The sequence below is a fragment of the Methylobacterium radiodurans genome (assembly GCF_003173735.1).
Taxonomy (GTDB): Bacteria; Pseudomonadota; Alphaproteobacteria; order Rhizobiales; family Beijerinckiaceae; genus Methylobacterium; species Methylobacterium radiodurans.
Window position 1 is genome coordinate 780,734 of sequence record NZ_CP029551.1, and the last position, 16,559, is coordinate 797,292.

General features: G+C 71.7%; 17 protein-coding genes. 8 read left to right on the top strand and 9 right to left on the bottom strand.

Annotated elements, in window-relative coordinates:
• Window positions 1-122 precede the first annotated feature (122 nt).
• From rpoN to DK427_RS03485, 4 genes are all read left to right on the top strand, one after another.
• Complete coding sequence (rpoN, locus tag DK427_RS03470; RefSeq protein ID WP_109950046.1) at window positions 123-1,676, top strand: RNA polymerase factor sigma-54; 1,554 nt, start codon at window positions 123-125, stop codon at window positions 1,674-1,676.
• A 105-nt stretch (window positions 1,677-1,781) separates the two neighbouring features.
• Window positions 1,782-2,378: a ribosome hibernation-promoting factor, HPF/YfiA family gene (gene hpf / locus DK427_RS03475; RefSeq protein ID WP_109950047.1), complete on the top strand. Its 597-nt coding sequence runs from the start codon at window positions 1,782-1,784 to the stop codon at window positions 2,376-2,378.
• Between the two features lie 130 nt (window positions 2,379-2,508).
• On the top strand, window positions 2,509-2,976 hold the full coding sequence (gene ptsN / locus DK427_RS03480; RefSeq protein WP_109950048.1) for a PTS IIA-like nitrogen regulatory protein PtsN: 468 nt from the start codon (window positions 2,509-2,511) through the stop codon (window positions 2,974-2,976).
• The gene (locus DK427_RS03485) at window positions 2,973-3,302 is read left to right on the top strand and encodes a hypothetical protein (protein ID WP_109950049.1); all 330 of its coding nucleotides are present in this window, start codon (window positions 2,973-2,975) and stop codon (window positions 3,300-3,302) included. The genes ptsN and DK427_RS03485 overlap by 4 nt, the downstream gene beginning before the upstream one ends.
• 12 nt (window positions 3,303-3,314) lie before the next feature.
• Here the strand turns inward: DK427_RS03485 and DK427_RS03490 are convergent, their stop codons facing one another.
• The gene (locus DK427_RS03490; protein ID WP_109950050.1) at window positions 3,315-3,575 is read right to left on the bottom strand and encodes a hypothetical protein; all 261 of its coding nucleotides are present in this window, start codon (window positions 3,573-3,575) and stop codon (window positions 3,315-3,317) included.
• 254 nt (window positions 3,576-3,829) lie between these two features.
• Between DK427_RS03490 and DK427_RS03495 the strand changes: the two genes are divergently transcribed.
• On the top strand, window positions 3,830-4,318 hold the full coding sequence (locus DK427_RS03495; RefSeq protein ID WP_109950051.1) for a hypothetical protein: 489 nt from the start codon (window positions 3,830-3,832) through the stop codon (window positions 4,316-4,318).
• Window positions 4,319-4,503: 185 nt separating this feature from the next.
• Here the strand turns inward: DK427_RS03495 and mdoH are convergent, their stop codons facing one another.
• Window positions 4,504-6,501: a glucans biosynthesis glucosyltransferase MdoH gene (gene mdoH, locus DK427_RS03500; RefSeq protein WP_109950052.1), complete on the bottom strand. Its 1,998-nt coding sequence runs from the start codon at window positions 6,499-6,501 to the stop codon at window positions 4,504-4,506.
• A gap of 282 nt (window positions 6,502-6,783) precedes the next feature.
• On the opposite strand from mdoH, the gene DK427_RS03505 reads away from it, so the two are divergent.
• Complete coding sequence (locus DK427_RS03505) at window positions 6,784-8,322, top strand: OpgD/OpgG family glucan biosynthesis protein (protein ID WP_109950053.1); 1,539 nt, start codon at window positions 6,784-6,786, stop codon at window positions 8,320-8,322.
• Between the two features lie 8 nt (window positions 8,323-8,330).
• On the opposite strand, the gene DK427_RS03510 is transcribed toward DK427_RS03505, so the two are convergent.
• The 4 genes from DK427_RS03510 to DK427_RS03525 all read right to left on the bottom strand — a co-directional run bounded on the left by DK427_RS03510 (window position 8,331) and on the right by DK427_RS03525 (window position 11,343).
• A complete protein-coding gene (locus tag DK427_RS03510; protein WP_109950054.1) occupies window positions 8,331-8,510 on the bottom strand; it encodes a hypothetical protein in 180 nt (59 codons plus the stop codon).
• A 115-nt stretch (window positions 8,511-8,625) separates the two neighbouring features.
• Entirely contained in the window at window positions 8,626-8,916 is a 291-nt protein-coding gene (locus DK427_RS03515; protein ID WP_109950055.1) for a hypothetical protein, read from the bottom strand.
• On the bottom strand, window positions 8,913-10,385 hold the full coding sequence (zwf, locus tag DK427_RS03520) for a glucose-6-phosphate dehydrogenase (RefSeq protein WP_109950056.1): 1,473 nt from the start codon (window positions 10,383-10,385) through the stop codon (window positions 8,913-8,915). Before zwf ends, DK427_RS03515 begins: the two co-directional genes overlap by 4 nt.
• 118 nt (window positions 10,386-10,503) lie before the next feature.
• The gene (locus DK427_RS03525) at window positions 10,504-11,343 is read right to left on the bottom strand and encodes an SDR family NAD(P)-dependent oxidoreductase (RefSeq protein ID WP_109950057.1); all 840 of its coding nucleotides are present in this window, start codon (window positions 11,341-11,343) and stop codon (window positions 10,504-10,506) included.
• 169 nt (window positions 11,344-11,512) lie between these two features.
• Between DK427_RS03525 and DK427_RS03530 the strand changes: the two genes are divergently transcribed.
• On the top strand, window positions 11,513-13,237 hold the full coding sequence (locus DK427_RS03530) for a L,D-transpeptidase family protein (RefSeq protein ID WP_109950058.1): 1,725 nt from the start codon (window positions 11,513-11,515) through the stop codon (window positions 13,235-13,237).
• 186 nt (window positions 13,238-13,423) lie between these two features.
• Window positions 13,424-13,957 (top strand): Dps family protein, encoded by a 534-nt coding sequence (locus DK427_RS03535; RefSeq protein ID WP_109950059.1) that lies wholly within the window; start codon window positions 13,424-13,426, stop codon window positions 13,955-13,957.
• Between the two features lie 59 nt (window positions 13,958-14,016).
• On the opposite strand, the gene DK427_RS03540 is transcribed toward DK427_RS03535, so the two are convergent.
• From DK427_RS03540 to argJ, 3 genes are read right to left on the bottom strand one after another with little or no spacing between them, the layout of a single operon-like run.
• Entirely contained in the window at window positions 14,017-14,463 is a 447-nt protein-coding gene (locus tag DK427_RS03540) for a (deoxy)nucleoside triphosphate pyrophosphohydrolase (protein ID WP_109950060.1), read from the bottom strand.
• Entirely contained in the window at window positions 14,460-15,173 is a 714-nt protein-coding gene (locus DK427_RS03545; RefSeq protein WP_109950061.1) for an SIMPL domain-containing protein, read from the bottom strand. Before DK427_RS03545 ends, DK427_RS03540 begins: the two co-directional genes overlap by 4 nt.
• Window positions 15,170-16,420, bottom strand: coding sequence for a bifunctional glutamate N-acetyltransferase/amino-acid acetyltransferase ArgJ (argJ, locus tag DK427_RS03550; protein ID WP_109950062.1), 1,251 nt, complete (start codon window positions 16,418-16,420; stop codon window positions 15,170-15,172). The genes DK427_RS03545 and argJ overlap by 4 nt, the downstream gene beginning before the upstream one ends.
• Window positions 16,421-16,559: the final 139 nt, after the last annotated feature.

A 16,559-nucleotide genomic window follows, 5' to 3' on the forward strand; every position in this document is an offset into this window, starting at 1 on the left:
AATTGCGCGCTTTGACGCGCGAGCCGGAAGGCGTTAGACGTAACAAAAGCCAGAAGCAAAAATCGTGCCGAAACGGCGCGAGCCCGGGGCTGGGCTGTCTTCTCGAACAGGCAGGGCGTCGCATGAGTCTGCTGCAACGGCTGGAGATGCGCCAGGGCCAAGCCCTGGTGATGACGCCACAGCTCCTGCAGGCGATCAAGCTGCTCCAGTTCTCGCAGCTCGACCTGGCCGCCTATGTCGAGACCGAGCTGGAGCGCAACCCGCTGCTGGAGCGCGTCGAGACCGGACCGGCGGAGGGCGCGGAGAGCGCCGAGCCGGCAGCGGAACCCTTCGAGGGCTCTGAGGAGGCGTGGTCGGCGCCCGAGCTGGATCCGGCCCGGGGGGAGATCGAGGCCGGCTTCGAGACCCGGCTGGAGAACGTCTTCCCGGACGACGCGCCGGCCGAGGCCCGGGCCGAGGGGCAGGCCGGTGACATGCTGGCGCTCACCCCCGCCCCCTACGGCAGCACCGGCGGCAGCTTCGATGCCGAGGCGCCGGACTTCGAGGCGAGCCTGACCGCCGAGACCTCGCTGCGCGAGCATCTCTCCGGGCAGCTCGAACTCGCGACCCGCGATCCGGTCGATCGCCTGATCGGCGGCTTCCTGATCGACGGGATCGACGATGCCGGCTACCTGCGCGAGTCGATCGAGACCGTGGCCGAGCGCCTGGGTGCCACCCTCGACCGGGTGGCGGGCATCCTCCGGCTGATCCAGGGCTTCGAGCCCTCAGGCGTCGGCGCCCGCGACCTCGCCGAGTGCCTCGCGATCCAGCTGCGCGAGCAGGACCGCTTCGATCCGGCCATGCAGGCGCTGGTCTCGCGCCTCGACCTCGTGGCCAAGCGCGACTTCGCGGCCCTGCGCCGCCTCTGCGGGGTCGACGACGAGGATCTGGTCGAGATGCTGGCCGAGATCCGCCGCCTCGACCCGAAGCCCGGCCGCGCCTTTGGCGCGAGCGCCGTCGAGGTGCTGATCCCGGACGTGTTCGTGCGCGCCGCTCCCGACGGCTCCTGGCTGGTCGAGCTCAACGGTGAGACCCTGCCGCGGGTGCTGGTGAACCAGAGCTACTACGCCCGCGTGGTGCGGGGGGCCGCGAACGACACCGACAAGGCCTTCCTCTCCGAATGCCTGCAGACCGCGAACTGGCTCACCCGCAGCCTGGAGCAGCGCGCCCGCACCATCCTGAAGGTCGCCACCGAGATCGTGCGCCAGCAGGACGGCTTCTTCCTGCACGGCGTCTCGCACCTGCGCCCGCTGAACCTGAAGACGGTGGCCGAGGCGATCGGCATGCACGAGTCGACCGTCTCGCGCGTCACCTCCAACAAGGCGATCGGCACGAGCCGGGGCACGCTGGAGATGAAGTACTTCTTCACCGCGGCGATCCCGGGCGCGGCGGGCGCGGCGGCCCATTCCTCGGAGGCCGTGCGTCACCGGATCAAGCAGCTCGTCGACGGCGAGACCCCGAACGACGTGCTGTCCGACGACGCGCTGGTGCAGAAGCTGCGGAGCGAGGGCGTCGACATCGCCCGCCGCACGGTCGCCAAATACCGGGAATCGCTGCGGATTCCCTCCTCGATCGAGCGCCGCCGGGCCCGCTACGGGCATGGGGGCGTCCCCGTTGGGGCGGTCGCGTTACGCTGAGGCGCCTCTGCGGTGCCTCCACTCCGGTGTGGTCCGCGCCTCCGTTGACTTCCTGCGAGCCGGCTCCTTAACTCTCCTGCCAAACCATTTCTGAGCGGAGGAAACATGGGGGCGTTGCGCGTCACTGGCCACGGCCTGGACCTCGGGGAAGCACTGCGCGGGCGCGTCGAGGATCGGATGGCGGCGACGCTTTCGAAGTACCTCGACAGCCACATGAGCGGCACCTGCACGGGCCACGTCACCCTCCGCCGCGACGGCGCCGCCTACCGCACGGACTGCGTCATCCACCTCGTCTCGGGCCTGACGCTGGAGGCGACCAGCGCCGCCCACGACCCGCGCGCGAGCTTCGAGCAGACGGCCGACCGGCTGGAGAAGCGCCTGCGCCGCTACAAGCACCGCCTGAAGGACCACGCGGCAGCCGAGACCAACGGCGCCGTCGAGGCGGCCTACGCAGTCTTCGCGGCGCCCGAGGACGAGGAGCCCGAGGAGGCGCCGGAGGACGAGGGGGCCGAGCACCCCCCGATCGTCGCCGAGAGCACCCGGACGCTCCAGCGCCACTCGGTCAGCGAGGCGGTCACCGCCCTCGATCTCACGGGCGCTCCGGTCATCGTCTTCGTCCACGCTGGCACCGGCCGCATCAACGTCGTATATCGGCGCAGCGACGGCGCGATCGGCTGGGTCGATCCGCCCGAGGCTGCCTGAGGCGCCGGTACGAAACCGGAACTGCCGATCGGGCCGGTGATTGAGACGTGAGGGGGCCGGCCAGACCGGCCCCAGGTGACGGCCCCGGGATCCTGCGGGATCCTCCGGCCAGAGGGGCAACGGTCCTCCCATGCCAATCCTGGAATTCCTCGATCCGGATTCCGTGGTCCCGGCTCTGCGCGCCCGCGCCAAGAAGCAGGTTCTGCAGGAGCTGAGCGCGCAGGCGGTCCGCCGCCTGCCGGGCCTCGACGAGCGCGAGGTGTTCGAGACCCTGCTCCAGCGCGAGCGGCTCGGCTCGACCGGCATCGGCGACGGTGTCGCGATTCCGCACGGCAAGCTGCCGGGCTTCGACCGCCTGTTCGGCCTCGTGGCCCGGCTCGACAAGCCCGTGGATTTCGAGTCGCTCGACGGCCAGCCGGTCGACATCGCTTTCCTGCTGCTCGCTCCCGAGGGGGCAGGCGCCGACCACCTAAAGGCGCTGGCACAGGTCGCTCGCGTCCTGCGCGAGCCCGGCATCCTGGAGCGCATCCGCGCCGCGCGCGACGCCAGCGCGCTCTACGCCCTGCTCACCCACACCCCGGCCCCCCAGGCGGCATGAGCCTGTCCCGCCTTCTCGCCACGCTGGCGCTCGTCCTGATCCCGGCCGGCGCGCGCGCGCAGAGCGCGGCCGACGGCACCTGCCCGCGCGACGTGCTGGTCGCTCAGTCGATGCAGCGCCAGGCGATCGACCAGCTGGAGCAGGCGGACGGAGACGAGGCCAAGAACTGCCGGGTCTGGCGCCGCCATGTCGACACGATGCGGCGCGTTGCCAGCGTCTACGGGCGCTGCCTATCGGGCTCCGAGCGCAACGAGCGGCTCGCCCAGGTCCAGGGCTCGGAGCGCGAGTTCGCCGCAGCCATCAAGGCTCGCTGCCGGGGCAGCTAGCCGGAACGGGCCCTACCTGCGCGGGCCGCCGTGGTCGTGCCCGTGCACGTGGCCGTCCCCGGCATGGTGGAGGGGCTTGCCGTCCTTCGTGAACTCCGTGGCCTCGCGAACCCGCGGATCGTCCCGGTGGGCCGGACCGCCCGATACGCTGCCCGTGTTCGGGACGGCCCGCTCGGGATTTGCGGCGTTGCCGTGCCCGTCGATGGCCAGGGCCGGGTGTCCTGTTCCGGCCAGCAGCGCGGTGGCGAGGACGGCGGCGAGCAAGTTCTTCATCGAGGTAACCTCCGGTTCTGCGGCGCGCTGTGGCGCGTCGATCGGCAAGGTAGCGACGGCGTTTGTCGTCCGGTCGACCCGGCGGTGACGAAGTGTTGCCCGGAGTGCGGCAGGGCACGACGCCCGCGCCAGACCCGCGCCAGAGCGGAAGGCGGAAATTCCGGCTGCCGCGGCGACGAAGAGGCGCCTTGAGCGTTGTGCCGGCAAGACGCGCCCGGCTTCCGTCCGGGCTCCCCGTGCCGGAGTTCGTCACCATGAAACCGATCCGCCCCGCCCTGACGGGCGCCGCCCTCCTGGCACTCCTCGGCTCCCTTCCGGGCGCCGCCCGCGCCGACGCGGTGCCGAACCTCGACATCGAGAAGACCTGCAACAGCGCCGGCCGCGTCGATATCGGCTCCAGCGCCACCGAGGAGGAGAGCCGCAACGGCTGCCTGCGCTCGGAGCGCGAGGCCAAGAAGGAGGCCGAGCGCCGCTGGAACGACTACAGCGCAGCCGCGAAGAAGCAGTGCCAGAGCCAGTTCCAGGCGGGCGGCTACCCCTCCTACGTCGAGATGGTGACCTGCCTCGAACTCGCGAGCGGCACCGTGCCGACCCAGAGCGGTGCGAACACCACCGCGGTGGGCGGCCCCGGCTCGGCGAAGGGCCAGGCCCCTCAGGAGCGCAAGCAGGGCACCAGCACGCTCACCCAGGAGCCGGCGCCGAGCGAGCGGACGAACCCGATCCAGGTGCTGGAGGGGAAATAGCGAGCCAAAGTCTCGGAATCCAAAGGTCCGAGACCGTTGGCGGGTGCAGGGTGGAACCTTGCTGCTTGGCGCCGCCAAGTGCTTGGCCACGCCAAGGATGTGGCTCCGCCACCCCGGTGTTCTGCCTCGGGACCCCGCCTGCAGCGCCTTTAGGCGCCGAAAGGGCCCTTGGGGATCCCATGACCTCAGGCCTCGTCGGCCGCGAGCAGGACGGCGGGCTGTGGCTCGCGGTGGCTCGGCTTGACCGGGGCCGGCGGCATCCGGCTCTGATGCAGCTCGGCGAGTTCCGGCGCCTGTTCGGTGTCGTCGGCGGTGAGAAACAGGCCGCGCAGGCGGGACAGGCGGCCGAGTTCGGCGCTGCTCGTCAGCACGCTCTGGGCCGGGCTGGTGATCAGCGCGAAGGCGAGCGGCGCCATCCAGAGGGCGAGGACGAAATCGCCCGCGAGCAGGAGGCCCAGCGCAAGGGCCGCACCGACCACCACCGCGTCGGCCTGGAGGCGGAACGCCTCGCTCCACGGCACGCGGCGGTCGTCGCGCACCTGCGCGTCCCAGCGCACCACCCGGCCGAAGAAGGTCGAGACCACGGCGCCCGCGGTGAACAGGGTCATCACCGGCCAGAGCACCACCCAGACCAACTGCTCGAGCGCGGCGCTGGCGAGCAGTCTGCGGGTGCCGCCGAAGGCGGCGCGGCGCTCGGGGGAAGCGAGCACGTGGCCGAGGCTCAGTAGCTTCGGCAGGGCCAGGACCGCGACGGTGAGGAGCGCCAGCGCGTGGGCGGCCGCGCCCGTGCCGGTCAGCCCGTAGCCGATCAGGCCGAGATCGCCGGTGCGGGCCGCCTGCCAGGTGCCGAGCCCCAGGAAGGTGATCCAGAGCGGCAGCATCACGTAGGAGAGGATGCCGACCGCCAGATGCCAGCGGCTCGCCGCGCGGAGGCCCTTCCAGGGCAGGACCGAGAGGTGCTGCAGGTTGCCCTGGCACCAGCGGCGCTCGCGCCCGAGCAGGTCAACGAGGTTCGTCGGCATCTCCTCCCAGGTGCCGCCCATCTCGGGCACGAGGCGGACCTCCCAGCCGGCCCGGCGCAGGAGCGCGCCCTCGACGATGTCGTGGCAGAGGATCTCGCCGCCGAGCGGGGCCTTGCCGGGCAGCACCGGCAGCGCGGCGTTGTTCGCGAAGGCCTCGATCCGCAGGATGGCGTTGTGGCCCCAGTAGCTGCCGTCCGGCCCCTGCCAGGTCTCCAGGCAGCGCAGCGCCAGCGGCGCGTAGAGCCGCACGGCGAATTGCTGCACGCGGGCGAAGAGCGTGTCACGGCCGGCCGCGTAGGAGACGGTCTGGATCAGGCCGACGCGGGGGTTCTCCTCCATCAGCCCGACGAGGCGACGCATGGCGGCGCCGGTCATCAGGCTGTCGGCGTCGAGCACGATCATGAAATCGTACTCGTGGCCGTAGGTCTTGCAGAACTCGCCGATATTGCCGGCCTTGCGGCCCTTGTTCTCGGTGCGGCGGCGGTAGCGCACCAGCGGCAGGCCGGGGCCGGCGCTCTCGCGCCAGGCCTGGATGCGGGCGAATTCGTGCTCCTCCACCGCCGCGATCGCGCCGTCGCGGGTGTCCGACAGAACGAAGAGGTCGATGTCCTCGGCGCCCGCGCGGGCCAGCGAGCGGGCCATGACCCGCAGGGCTGCGAAGACCGCGACCGCGTCCTCGGCGTGGATCGCCACAACGGCCGCCGTGCGGCTGCGCCCGCTCGGGGCGGGCACCGGCCCCTCCGAGCGCAGCTCCAGCGTCGACTTGGCGCGATCCCCGAAGCCGGTCGCGATCAGGCCGTAGAGGTACTGCCAGGCGGTGAAGGACTGCCACGCCATCAGCACGCAGAACAGGCCGAGCACGAGGGCGCCGAGCCAGTCCGTCGCCGGATAAGCGGCGGCGGCCAGCGCCGCGATGGCCGCGCCCGTGGCGAGCGATGGCAGCGCCAGCGCGAGGCGGCGGCGCAGCAGGACGGAGGATGCCCGCCTCTTACCATTCAGCGGGGCCTTATCATCCAGCGGGTCCTTGCCGCCCGGGGTTCCGGACTCCACCTGCCACGCTTCCGTGGCCGCGAGCGGGCGGTCCGCACGGAGGTCGCCCGCGCCGACGGACGCGTGCCAGGTGGCGTCGGGTGTCTCATGCGGCGACGGAGTGGTGAGCATGGCGGGTGAGACTCGGACGAGAGGGCGGCACGGCCGCCATCGGGGACCGTGGAGAACGTGATGAGCGAGGACGCCGTCGAGGGTGGCGAAGGGCTGGGGCCGGAGCGGCGGGACAGGCCGCTGCCGGACGATTCACGTTCCCCCTCCCGCCGCTCCGTTCTTCGGACGGCCGCGACCGCTGCTGCCGGCGCGATCTTTCCTAGCGCCATCGACCTGAATGCCGCCAGAACGATGGCACAGGAGGGTGCTACGGCCGGGAATCCCGGGACCGAGGCCGTCCCGATGACGTTCGAGGGCGTCGTGGCCGAGGCGCAACGTCTCGCGGCCGCCCCCTACGCCGCTCCGGCGGAGGATCTGCCGCCCGCGTTGGCGGCGCTGAGCTACGACGGTTACCGCCGCATCGTCTTCCGGCCGGCCGAGGCGCTGCGCCTCGGCCGGAACTTCAGCGCGCAGCTCTTCCACCGCGGCTTCCTGCAGAAGAAGCGTGTGCGGCTCTTCGTCCAGCCGCGGAGCGGCGCCCCGCGCCCCGTGGCCTACGACCAGCGCCTGTTCGATCTCGGCAAGGATCTGGCGGGCCAGAGCTTCGCGCCCGATCTCGGCTTCGCGGGCTTTCGCCTGCACTACGCCTTCTCGGACGCTCCGAAGAACCGGCCGCCCGGCTTCCAGGAGGAGTTCCTGGTCTTCCTCGGCGCCTCGTACTTCCGGCTGCGCGGGGACGGGCAGGAATACGGGCTCTCCGCCCGCGGGCTCGCCATCGGCACGGGCGCGCCGGAGGGCGAGGAGTTCCCGGATTTCGTCGCCCACTGGATCTGCGAGCCGGACGCGGAGGCGCGCACCCTCACGGTGCTGTCGCTGCTCGATTCGCCGAGCGTGGCCGGCGCCTACCGGTTCGAGATCGCGCCGGGCGACCCATCCCGCATGACGGTGACCGCCTCGCTGCACCCGCGCCGCCGGCTCGACAAGGCCGGGCTCGCGCCGCTGACCAGCATGTTCCTGCACGGGGAGAGTGGGCCGGGCGCCCGCAACGCGCAAGCGTTCGACGATTTCCGTCCCGAAGTGCACGATTCGGACGGGCTGGTGGTCATGACCGAAGCGGACCGCCTCTGGCGGCCCCTTGTGAACGGGCGGCCGGCCCCGCAGATCTCCGCCTTCCGGGCTGCACCGCTGCGGGGCTTCGGGCTGCTGCAGCGCGAGCGGAATTTTGCCGCTTATCTCGACGTCGAGGCCCGGCACGAGGCCCGTCCCGGGCACTGGGTCGAGCCGCTGGCGGAGGAGAAACGGCCCGAGATGGTCGCCGCTGGCGCATCACCGCGGCCCGGCGCCTTCGCGGACGGGGCGGTCCAGCTCTTCGAGATCCCCTCGCGCGAGGAGTACATGGACAACATCGTGGCGGCCTTCGTGCCGGCCGCGCCCTTGGAAGCCGGCAAACCGCTGCGCCTCGCCTACCGCCTGACGACTGTCGGGACCGAGCCGACCGAGGCTTTGCCGGGCGACCTCGCGCGCGTGGTGTCCACCCGGGTCGGCTCCGCCGAGCGGCTGCGCCCGACCGAACCGCCGAGCCCGCAGCGGCGGCTCTACGCGATCGATTTCGAGGGGCCGAACCTGCCGAGGGACCACGACGAGAGCGTGCGCGCGGTGGTCACGGCGAGCGCGGGCGCGGTGGTGGAGCCCGTGGCCGCGCCCGTGCCGCAGACCGGCGGCTGGCGCATCTACGTGGAGTGGCGCCCTCCTGCCCCGCTGCCGCCCGGCGACGTGATCCTGCGGGCTTACTTGGAGAAGGACGGACGCCGGATCAGCGAGACCTGGGACGCGCCGGCCTGAGGGAGGGCTCAGCCGATCCGCCGCTCGCGCTCCAGTCGCTTGCGCAGGCGGGTCGCGCCGTGGATCTCGCCGAGATGCCGGCGTGCGGCGTGGGTGGCGGGCGCCTCGCGCTCGGCGCGGACGGTGGCGATTGCCTGCAGCGCCGCTGCGACCGACAGTTGCAGGCGGATGGCGTCGAACTCGGACATGGCTGCCCCGGACCCTCTCGGCCCCTGACGGGGTCTCGTCCGGGCAGAATCCCGAGGTGGCATGTCCGCAACAAGGAGCGGACCGGGCGGGATTCCGGCAGCTTGGCCGTTCGCCTCAGGGCCCGTCGCGGCCCTCGGAGAAGGGATCGACGCAGCGATAGCCGACGAAGCAGTTCGGCACGTCGCGCGTGCGCTCGAAATCCGGCTCGGTGGATTTCTCGATCACGCAGAAGCTCACGTCGCGCACCACGCGGGTGTAGGTGGCGGGTCCGGTCGTCACGACGACCGCGCCGGCGCGGGCGACAAGCGCCCCGGCCTCGGCGCAGGTCATCGCGGTCACGTCCGGGCGCGGCTGCGCGGCGGCGGGGCTCGTCGCCAGCAGCAATCCGAGTGCGAGGCGTCTCATCGCAGTTCCTCGTGCCAGGTGCGGCCATCGCGCTCGATCAGCGCGATGGCGGACGTCGGCCCCCAGGTGCCGGCCGGGTAGGGCCGCGGCGCCTCCGGCCGGTCGGACCAAGCCTTCAGCACGCCATCGGCCCAGGCCCAGGCGGCCTCGACCTCGTCGCGGCGCATGAACAGGGTGGCGTTGCCGCGCACCACGTCCATCAGCAGGCGCTCGTAGGCGTCCGGATAGCGCTGCTTGAAGGTCTCCTCGAAGGAGATGTCGAGGTTGGTCGGGCGCAAGCGCATGCCGCCGGGGCCGGGGTCCTTCGTCATCACCTCGAGCTTCATGCCCTCCTCCGGCTGGAGCCGGATGACGAGGCGGTTCGGCTCGCGCCCGAAGGCCTCCTCGGGGAAGATCGAGAAGGGCGAGGCGCGGAACTGCACCACGATCTCGGAGAGCTTCTGGGGCATGCGCTTGCCGGTGCGCAGGTAGAACGGCACGCCCGCCCAGCGCCAGGACTGCACCTCGACCTTCATGGCGACGAAGGTCTCGGTCCGGCTCGGGCCCTCCAGCTCGTTGGCGTAGCTCTCGACCGGTTTACCCGCGACCGCGCCCGCGCTGTACTGGCCGCGCACGGTGACCTGCTGCACGTCGTTCGGCGTGATGGGCTTGAGGGCGCGCAGAACCTTCAGCTTCTCGTCGCGCACCGCGTTGGCGTCGAGGTTGAGCGGGCTCTCCATGGCGGTGAGGCAGAGGAGCTGCAGCAGGTGGTTCTGCAGCATGTCGCGCAGCGCGCCCGACCGGTCGTAGTAGCCGGCCCGCCCCTCGACGCCGACCGTCTCGGCCACCGTGATCTGGACGTGGTCGATCACGTCCGCGGTCCAGAGCCGCTCGAAGATCGTGTTGGCGAAGCGCAGGGCCAGCAGGTTCTGGACGGTCTCCTTCCCGAGATAGTGGTCGATCCGGTAGATCTGCGTCTCGGGGAAGACCTCGCCCACCGCGTCGTTGATGGCACGGGCGGACTTGAGGTCCTTGCCGATCGGCTTCTCCAGCACGACGCGCGATTTCTCACCGATCAGCCCGTGGCTCGCGAGGTTGCGGCAGATCGGGCCGTAGAGGTCGGGCGAGGTGGCGAGATAGTAGGGCCGCACCTGATCGGGGCGCTCGTTCAGCTTGGCGGTGAGCTCGGCCCAGCCCTCCTCGCCCGCGCCGTCGATCGTCACGTAATCGAGATGGTCGATGAAGGCGTCGAGCGCGCCCTCGCGGATGTCCTGGGGCGGCACGAAGCGCTTGATCGCGTCGCGGGCGCGCTCACGGAACTCCTCCGCGGTGATGTCGGTGCGCGAGGCGCCGATGATCCGACTGGTGCCGGGGATCTGCCCGTCCTGGAAGCGGTAGAACAGGGCCGGCAGGAGCTTGCGGGTCGTCAGGTCGCCGGTCGCGCCGAACACGACACAGTCGAAGGATGCGACGGGGATGATGGTGGCCAAGAGCGGCTCCCGTATGCTGACGGCCCTGTGGATCGCAGTCGCCCGGCACCCCGGGCGACTCTTGCGGCTTATACGCCTTAGCAAGCCCTTCGCCAGCCGAGCCCGGGTCGGGGCGACGTCAGCGCTCCATGTGGCTCCGGAAGGCCTCCGCGTAATCCGGGTGCCAGCGCGACAGGGCGGGGCGGTTCTCGATGATGTCCCCGACCGCCCAGGCGATGCGGCGGCGGTCCTGCTCCGTCGTGGTCTCGTTGTCCGGGCAGAGGATGTAGAAGTCACCGGCCTCCAGCCGCTCCAGCATGAAGGCCACGGTCTCCTCCGGCGTCCAGGCGCCGGCCGGCTTCTCGGCCACCCCGCGCGCCCGGGCGAGTCCCGTGTAGACGAAGCCCGGGATCAGCAGGTGCGCGCTGGTGCGGCAGCCCTCGCGCCCGCGCAGGTCGTGCGCGAGCGCTTCCGTGAGGGCTTTCACGCCCGCCTTCGAGACGTTGTAGGGCGTGTTGCCGGGCGGCGTGGTGATGCCCTGCTTCGAGCCGGTGACGATGACGGCACCGGGCTGGCCGCCCTCGATCATGCCGGGGGCGAAGGCCTGCACGCCGTTGATCACGCCCCAGAGATTTGTGTCGAGGATACGGGTCCAGGTCTCGGGCTCCGAGAACAGGCGGCCGCCGGCCTCGATCCCGGCGTTCAGCATGACGATCGCGGGCGAGCCCGAGCGCGCGACCGCGTCGCGCAAGGCCTCGACGGCCTCGCGCCGCCCGACATCGGTCGCCACCGCCCGCACCTCGACGGCGGCGAGCGCGGCGACCTCGGCGCGGGCCGCCTCCAGGGCGTCGCCCGGCAGGTCGGCGAGCCAGACGTTCATGCCGGCCCCCGCGAAGGCCTTGGCGGCGGCGAGCCCGATGCCGCTCGCGGCACCCGTCACCACCGCGGCGCGGCCGGGGCTGATCGCAGGATGGGACATCGCTCGCATTCTCCGGGGCACGCTGTCGGATCCGTCCGGCGAAGGGTGGGGCGCCGGGCCGTCCTGTCGAGTGGGACAGATGCGCGTGGCGGGGCGGAGCGGATTGGTAACCATCCGGCGGCCATGATCCCCCGGTCCGCGAGCGGGCATCTCGACCGGAGTCACGCGTATGGTCCCGACGTCCGCTTGCGCACGCGCCGCCGCGGCGCCGCTCGCGCTTCTGATCGCGCTCGGCCCGGCGGCGGCGCAGAACGCCCCGGCCGGGCCCGCGCCGCAGGTGCAGGCCGTCCCGGCGCCCACGCAGGCCCCTGTGCCCCTCCCGGTGCCCGTGCAGGCGGCGCCCGCGGCGGCCCAACCCGCCCCCGAACTCCGCAAGGAGGCACCGGCCCGCAAGGCCGAGCCCGCCGCGCCGAAGCCGGCGGAGAGCAAGGATGCGGCCCAGCCCAAGGACAAGGCCGCGAAGGACAACGCTTCGAAGGACGCGGCCCAGCAGGAGGCGCCGCGGAAAAAGGAGCCCGCGCCTCTCGTCTACGCGAAGGTCTCGGCCGATCCGACGCCGACGCTCAACCCGCGCACCTTCCTCGACACGCTGCGCGCCGCCGAGCAGTACCAGGCCTATGCCGACGCGGGCGGCTGGGAGCCGCTGCCGACGGACCTCGTGCTGAAGCCCGGCACGAGCCATCCGGCGGTGCCGTCCTTGCGCCACCACCTGACGCTCACTGGGGACCTGCCCGCCGACGCGCCCCCGAGCGACCGGCTCGACCCGCCGCTGGTCGCCGCCCTCACGGCTTTCCAGGCGCGGCACGGCCTGCCCGAGACGGGGCTTCTCGGCCGCCAGACCATCGCGGCGCTGAACGTGCCGGCCAGCGTCCGCCAGCGCCAGCTCGCGGCTTCCGCCCAGCGCCTGATGGGCTCGAACTTTCCCTTCGGCGAGCGCTACGTGGTGGTGAACATCCCCTCCGCCGTGGTCGAAGCGGTCGAGAAGGGGCAGGTCGCCCGCCGCTACGTCGCGGTGGTCGGCAGCCCCGACAAGGCGACGCCGTCCGTCGAGACCCGCATCACCGACGTGAACTTCAACCCGACCTGGACCGTGCCGATCTCGGTGGTGAAGAACGAGATCATCCCGAGGATGCGGAAAGAGCCGGGCTACCTCGCCAAGAACCATATCCGCATCCTCGGCCCCGGCGGCGTCGAGGTCGATCCGACGACGCTCGACTGGAACACCAACAAGGCAGCGAACTACACGCTGCGGCAGGATCCCGGCTTCGACAACTCGCTCGGCCAAGTGCGAATCGACATGCCGAACCGCCACGCGGTCTACATGCACGACACGCCCTCGAAGTCGCTGTTCGGCCGCTCCGTGCGCTTCCACAGTCACGGCTGCGTGCGCGTCGGCCAGGTGAAGGAGTTCGTCGGCTGGCTGCTCCAGGGCACCGAGGGGCCGAACGGATCGGGCTCGTCTTGGGGGCCGATCGAGATCGAGACCGGCATCGCGGACGGCGAGCGGCGGGACATCAAGCTGCCCAAGCCCGTGCCGGTCACCTTCGTGTACCTGACCGGCTACGCCACGCCGGACGGCCGCGCCCATTTCCGCGACGACATCTATGGCCTCGATACGCCGGGAACGTCTGCCGAGTCCGGCAAGGCCGCCAACGCGTCCAAGCCTTCCGAGCCCATCAAGTCTGCCGAGCCCACCAAGCCGGGTCCTGCGCGGCCTGCAGCTGCCGGGGCGCAGCCGCGCCCCGCGGAAGCGCGGCAGAAGCCCGCCGAGGCGAGCGCCCCCGAGCCGCAGCATACCGATCCCACCACGACCGGTTCGATCCGTCCGGCCGCGCCACGCAGCCCGAAGCCCGCCGGCCTTCTGCCGCCGGGCCTCGTCGGGAGGACCAACTGACGCATCACGAATAGTTTAGAACTTCTCCAAGCTGTGCACTGCTCGGGACCCGGCCATGCGCTGTCCAACGGGTCCGGAACAATCAGGGTTACCGTTCATTCTGCCGATGAACGATGCCGCTGCCGCCGCGGAGAACCCCGCGACGCGCGTATCGGCACCTGAAATTCCAGACGAACGGAGACAACCATGGCCAAGGCCAAGCCCGTCAGCCGGATCGGCAGCGATCGCCTCAACACCCCGACCGATCTGAACCCCGAGGACGTCAAGAAGATCTCTGAGGGTCTGACCGTCCTGCTGTCGGACCTCTTCGCGCTCTACATCAAGACGAAGAATTTCCACTGGCACGTCAGCGGCCCGAACTTCCGCGACTACCACCTGCTCCTCGACGAGCAGTCGCAGCAGATCTTCGCGATCATCGACGCCGTGGGCGAGCGCGGCCGCAAGATCGGCGGTACGGTCCTGCGCTCGATCGGTCAAGCGAGCACGCTGACCAACGTGCAGGACAACGATGCCGAATATGTCGGCCCGCTCGACATGCTCAAGGAGCTGCGGGACGACAACAAGGCGCTCACCGCCCGCATGCGCGAGCTGCACGAGGTCACGGACGAGGCCAACGACGTCTCGACCACGAGCCTGCTGGAGGAGTGGATCGACCAGTCCGAGGAGCGCACGTGGTTCCTCTACGAGACCACCCGGAACGCCGAGGCCGGCGGCCACTGAGCCGGCCACCGTCGAATGAGAACAGGCCCCGCACTGCTGTGCGGGGCCTTTTTTCGTGCTCAGGGCCCGAGGAGGTCGACCAGAAACGGGATCAGCGGCAGGTCGGCCGGCGGCATGGCGAGATCGCGGAGCGCGCCCGGCCGCACCCATTTCAGCGCCTGTCCCTCCAGCCCCCGCGGCGTGCCGGACCAGCGGCGGCAGACGTAGAGCGGCATCAGGAGGTGGAAGCTCTCGTAGGCGTGGCTCGCGAAGGTGAGCGGCGCGAGGCAGGGCTCCTCGACGGCCACGCCGATCTCCTCGACGAGTTCGCGAATCAGCGTCGCCTCCGGCCGCTCGCCGGGCTCGACCTTGCCGCCGGGAAACTCCCAGAGACCGGCGAGCTGCTTGCCGGGCGGGCGCTGGCTCACCAGCACGCGCCCGTCCCGGTCCACCAGGGCGACCGCCACCACGAGCAGGAGGCGCAGCGGCACGGCCGCGCTCGCAGGCTCGCGCGACGGCTCGCTCATTGCGCGACCGCGAAGCTGGCCGCGACCTCGCTGCGGCTCTCGATCGTGCCGGCGGCGATCGGGACGCGGCGGCCGGGCGCCGGAGCCTTCATGCGGGCCTGCGCGGCCATCGGCATGGGCGGCGGCGCTGCGCTGCCGCTGCCCGACAGGCTGCACAGGCGCCCGAGCTTGGCGCCGACAGCCTCGGCGAGTTCAGCCGCGCGGGCGCGGGCGTCCCTGGCCGCCGCGACCTGAAGCTCCGCATCGACCTTCTCGGGATCGTTCAGGCCGAAGCCGATCGAATCGATGCGGTTCGCGCCGGCATCGAGCGCGCGCCGCAGCAGGTCGCCGAGGCGGGCCATGTCGGCGAGCCGGATCGTGACCGCGTTCGCCGCCCGGTAACCGTCTGCTTGAGACTCGACGGTGCCGTTCGGGCGGGTGACGGCGCGGGTCGCCGGCTCCAGCACGACCGCGGAGGTGCCGATGTCAGACTCCGGGACCCCGAGGTCGCGCCCAAGGGCGACCACGCCCGCAACCGCCTTCGAGGCCGCGTCGAGGGCGGCGGCCGGGCTCTGCGCCTTCGCCTCGACGCCGACGGTGACTGCGGCGAAGTCGGGCGGCCGGCTCGCGGCCGCCCGCCCGGTGACGCTGATCGCGTGGTCGCAGGCATCGTCGGCCCGCGCGGGTGCGGCGGCGAACAGGAGGACGAGGCCGGCGAGCGCCGCCCTCACGAGCGGTAATCCCCGTTGATCTCGATGTAGGCCTTGGTGAGATCGCAGGTCCAGACGCGGGCCCTGCCCTCCCCCAGCCCAAGATCGACCCGGACGCGGATGTCCTGCTCGCGCATCACGGCGCTGGCGGCGTCCTCGCTGTAGTCCGGGTCGCGCGCGCCGGCGACCGCGACGCGCACGTCGCCGAACCAGATCGCGAGGCGGTCGCGGTCGGCGGGCTCGCCGGCCTTGCCGACCGCCATCACGACGCGACCCCAGTTCGCGTCCTCGCCGGCCACCGCGGTCTTCACCAGCGGCGAGTTGGCGATCGACATGGCGATGTGGTGGGCGGAGCGGTCGCTCTCGGCGCCCGTGACCTCCACGGTCACGAACTTGCGCGCGCCCTCACCGTCCTTGGCGACGAGCTGTGCGAGTTCGACCAGGAGATCGTCGAGCGCGGCCCGGAAGCCGACGAGCCGCGGGTCGGCCGCGTCCGCCACCGCCGCGTTTCCCGCCTTGCCCGTGGCGAACAGCATCAGGGTGTCGGAGGTCGAGGTGTCGCCGTCGACTGTCACGCAGTTGAAGCTGTTGTCCGCGCCCTCCACCAGCAGCGCCTGGAGCACCGGCTGCGGTAGCGCGGCGTCGGTGAAGACGAAGGCCAGCATCGTCGCCATGTCGGGAGCGATCATGCCCGCGCCCTTGGCGATGCCGTTGATCAGGACCGCCCTGCCGTCGATCTCCGCGCGGCGCGTGGCCTGCTTCGGGAAGGTGTCGGTGGTCATGATGGCCTGTGCGGCCGCCGCCCAGGCGGCGGGCCCGTCCTGCGTGCGGGCCGCGCAATCGGCCAGCACGCCCTCGAACTTCGTGGCGTCGAGCGGCTCGCCGATCACGCCCGTCGAGGCGACGAAGACGTCGGTCTCGGTGCAGGACGCGGCCCGCGCGGCGATGCGGGCGGTGAGCGCCACCGAGTCGCGGCCCCGCTGCCCCGTGAAGGCGTTGGCGTTGCCGGAATTGACGACGAGCGCCCGAGCCCCGCCGCCCGTCAGCGCCTCGCGGCACCAATCGACCGGCGCCGACGGGCATTTCGAGCGGGTGAACACGCCCGCCGGCACGGTGCCGGCGTCGAGCCCGACATAGAGCACGTCGGTGCGGCCGGAATAGCGGATGCCGGCCTGCGCGGTCGCGAGCCGGACGCCCGGCACGGGCGGCAGCTCCGGCTGTGTCCTGGGCGCGAGCGGCGAGACGGGCGGCGGATTGGCGGACGACAAGGAATCGATCTCCGGCTTTGACCGCAGGGCGCCGCGGTGTTGCCTCGCGGGAGCCGCGGCCGTCAACCGGTTCGGGGCGTTCTGCTGCGTCGCAATGCGCCTCGCCGCGCTGCCCCTCCTATGAGGAGGACAGCCGCAA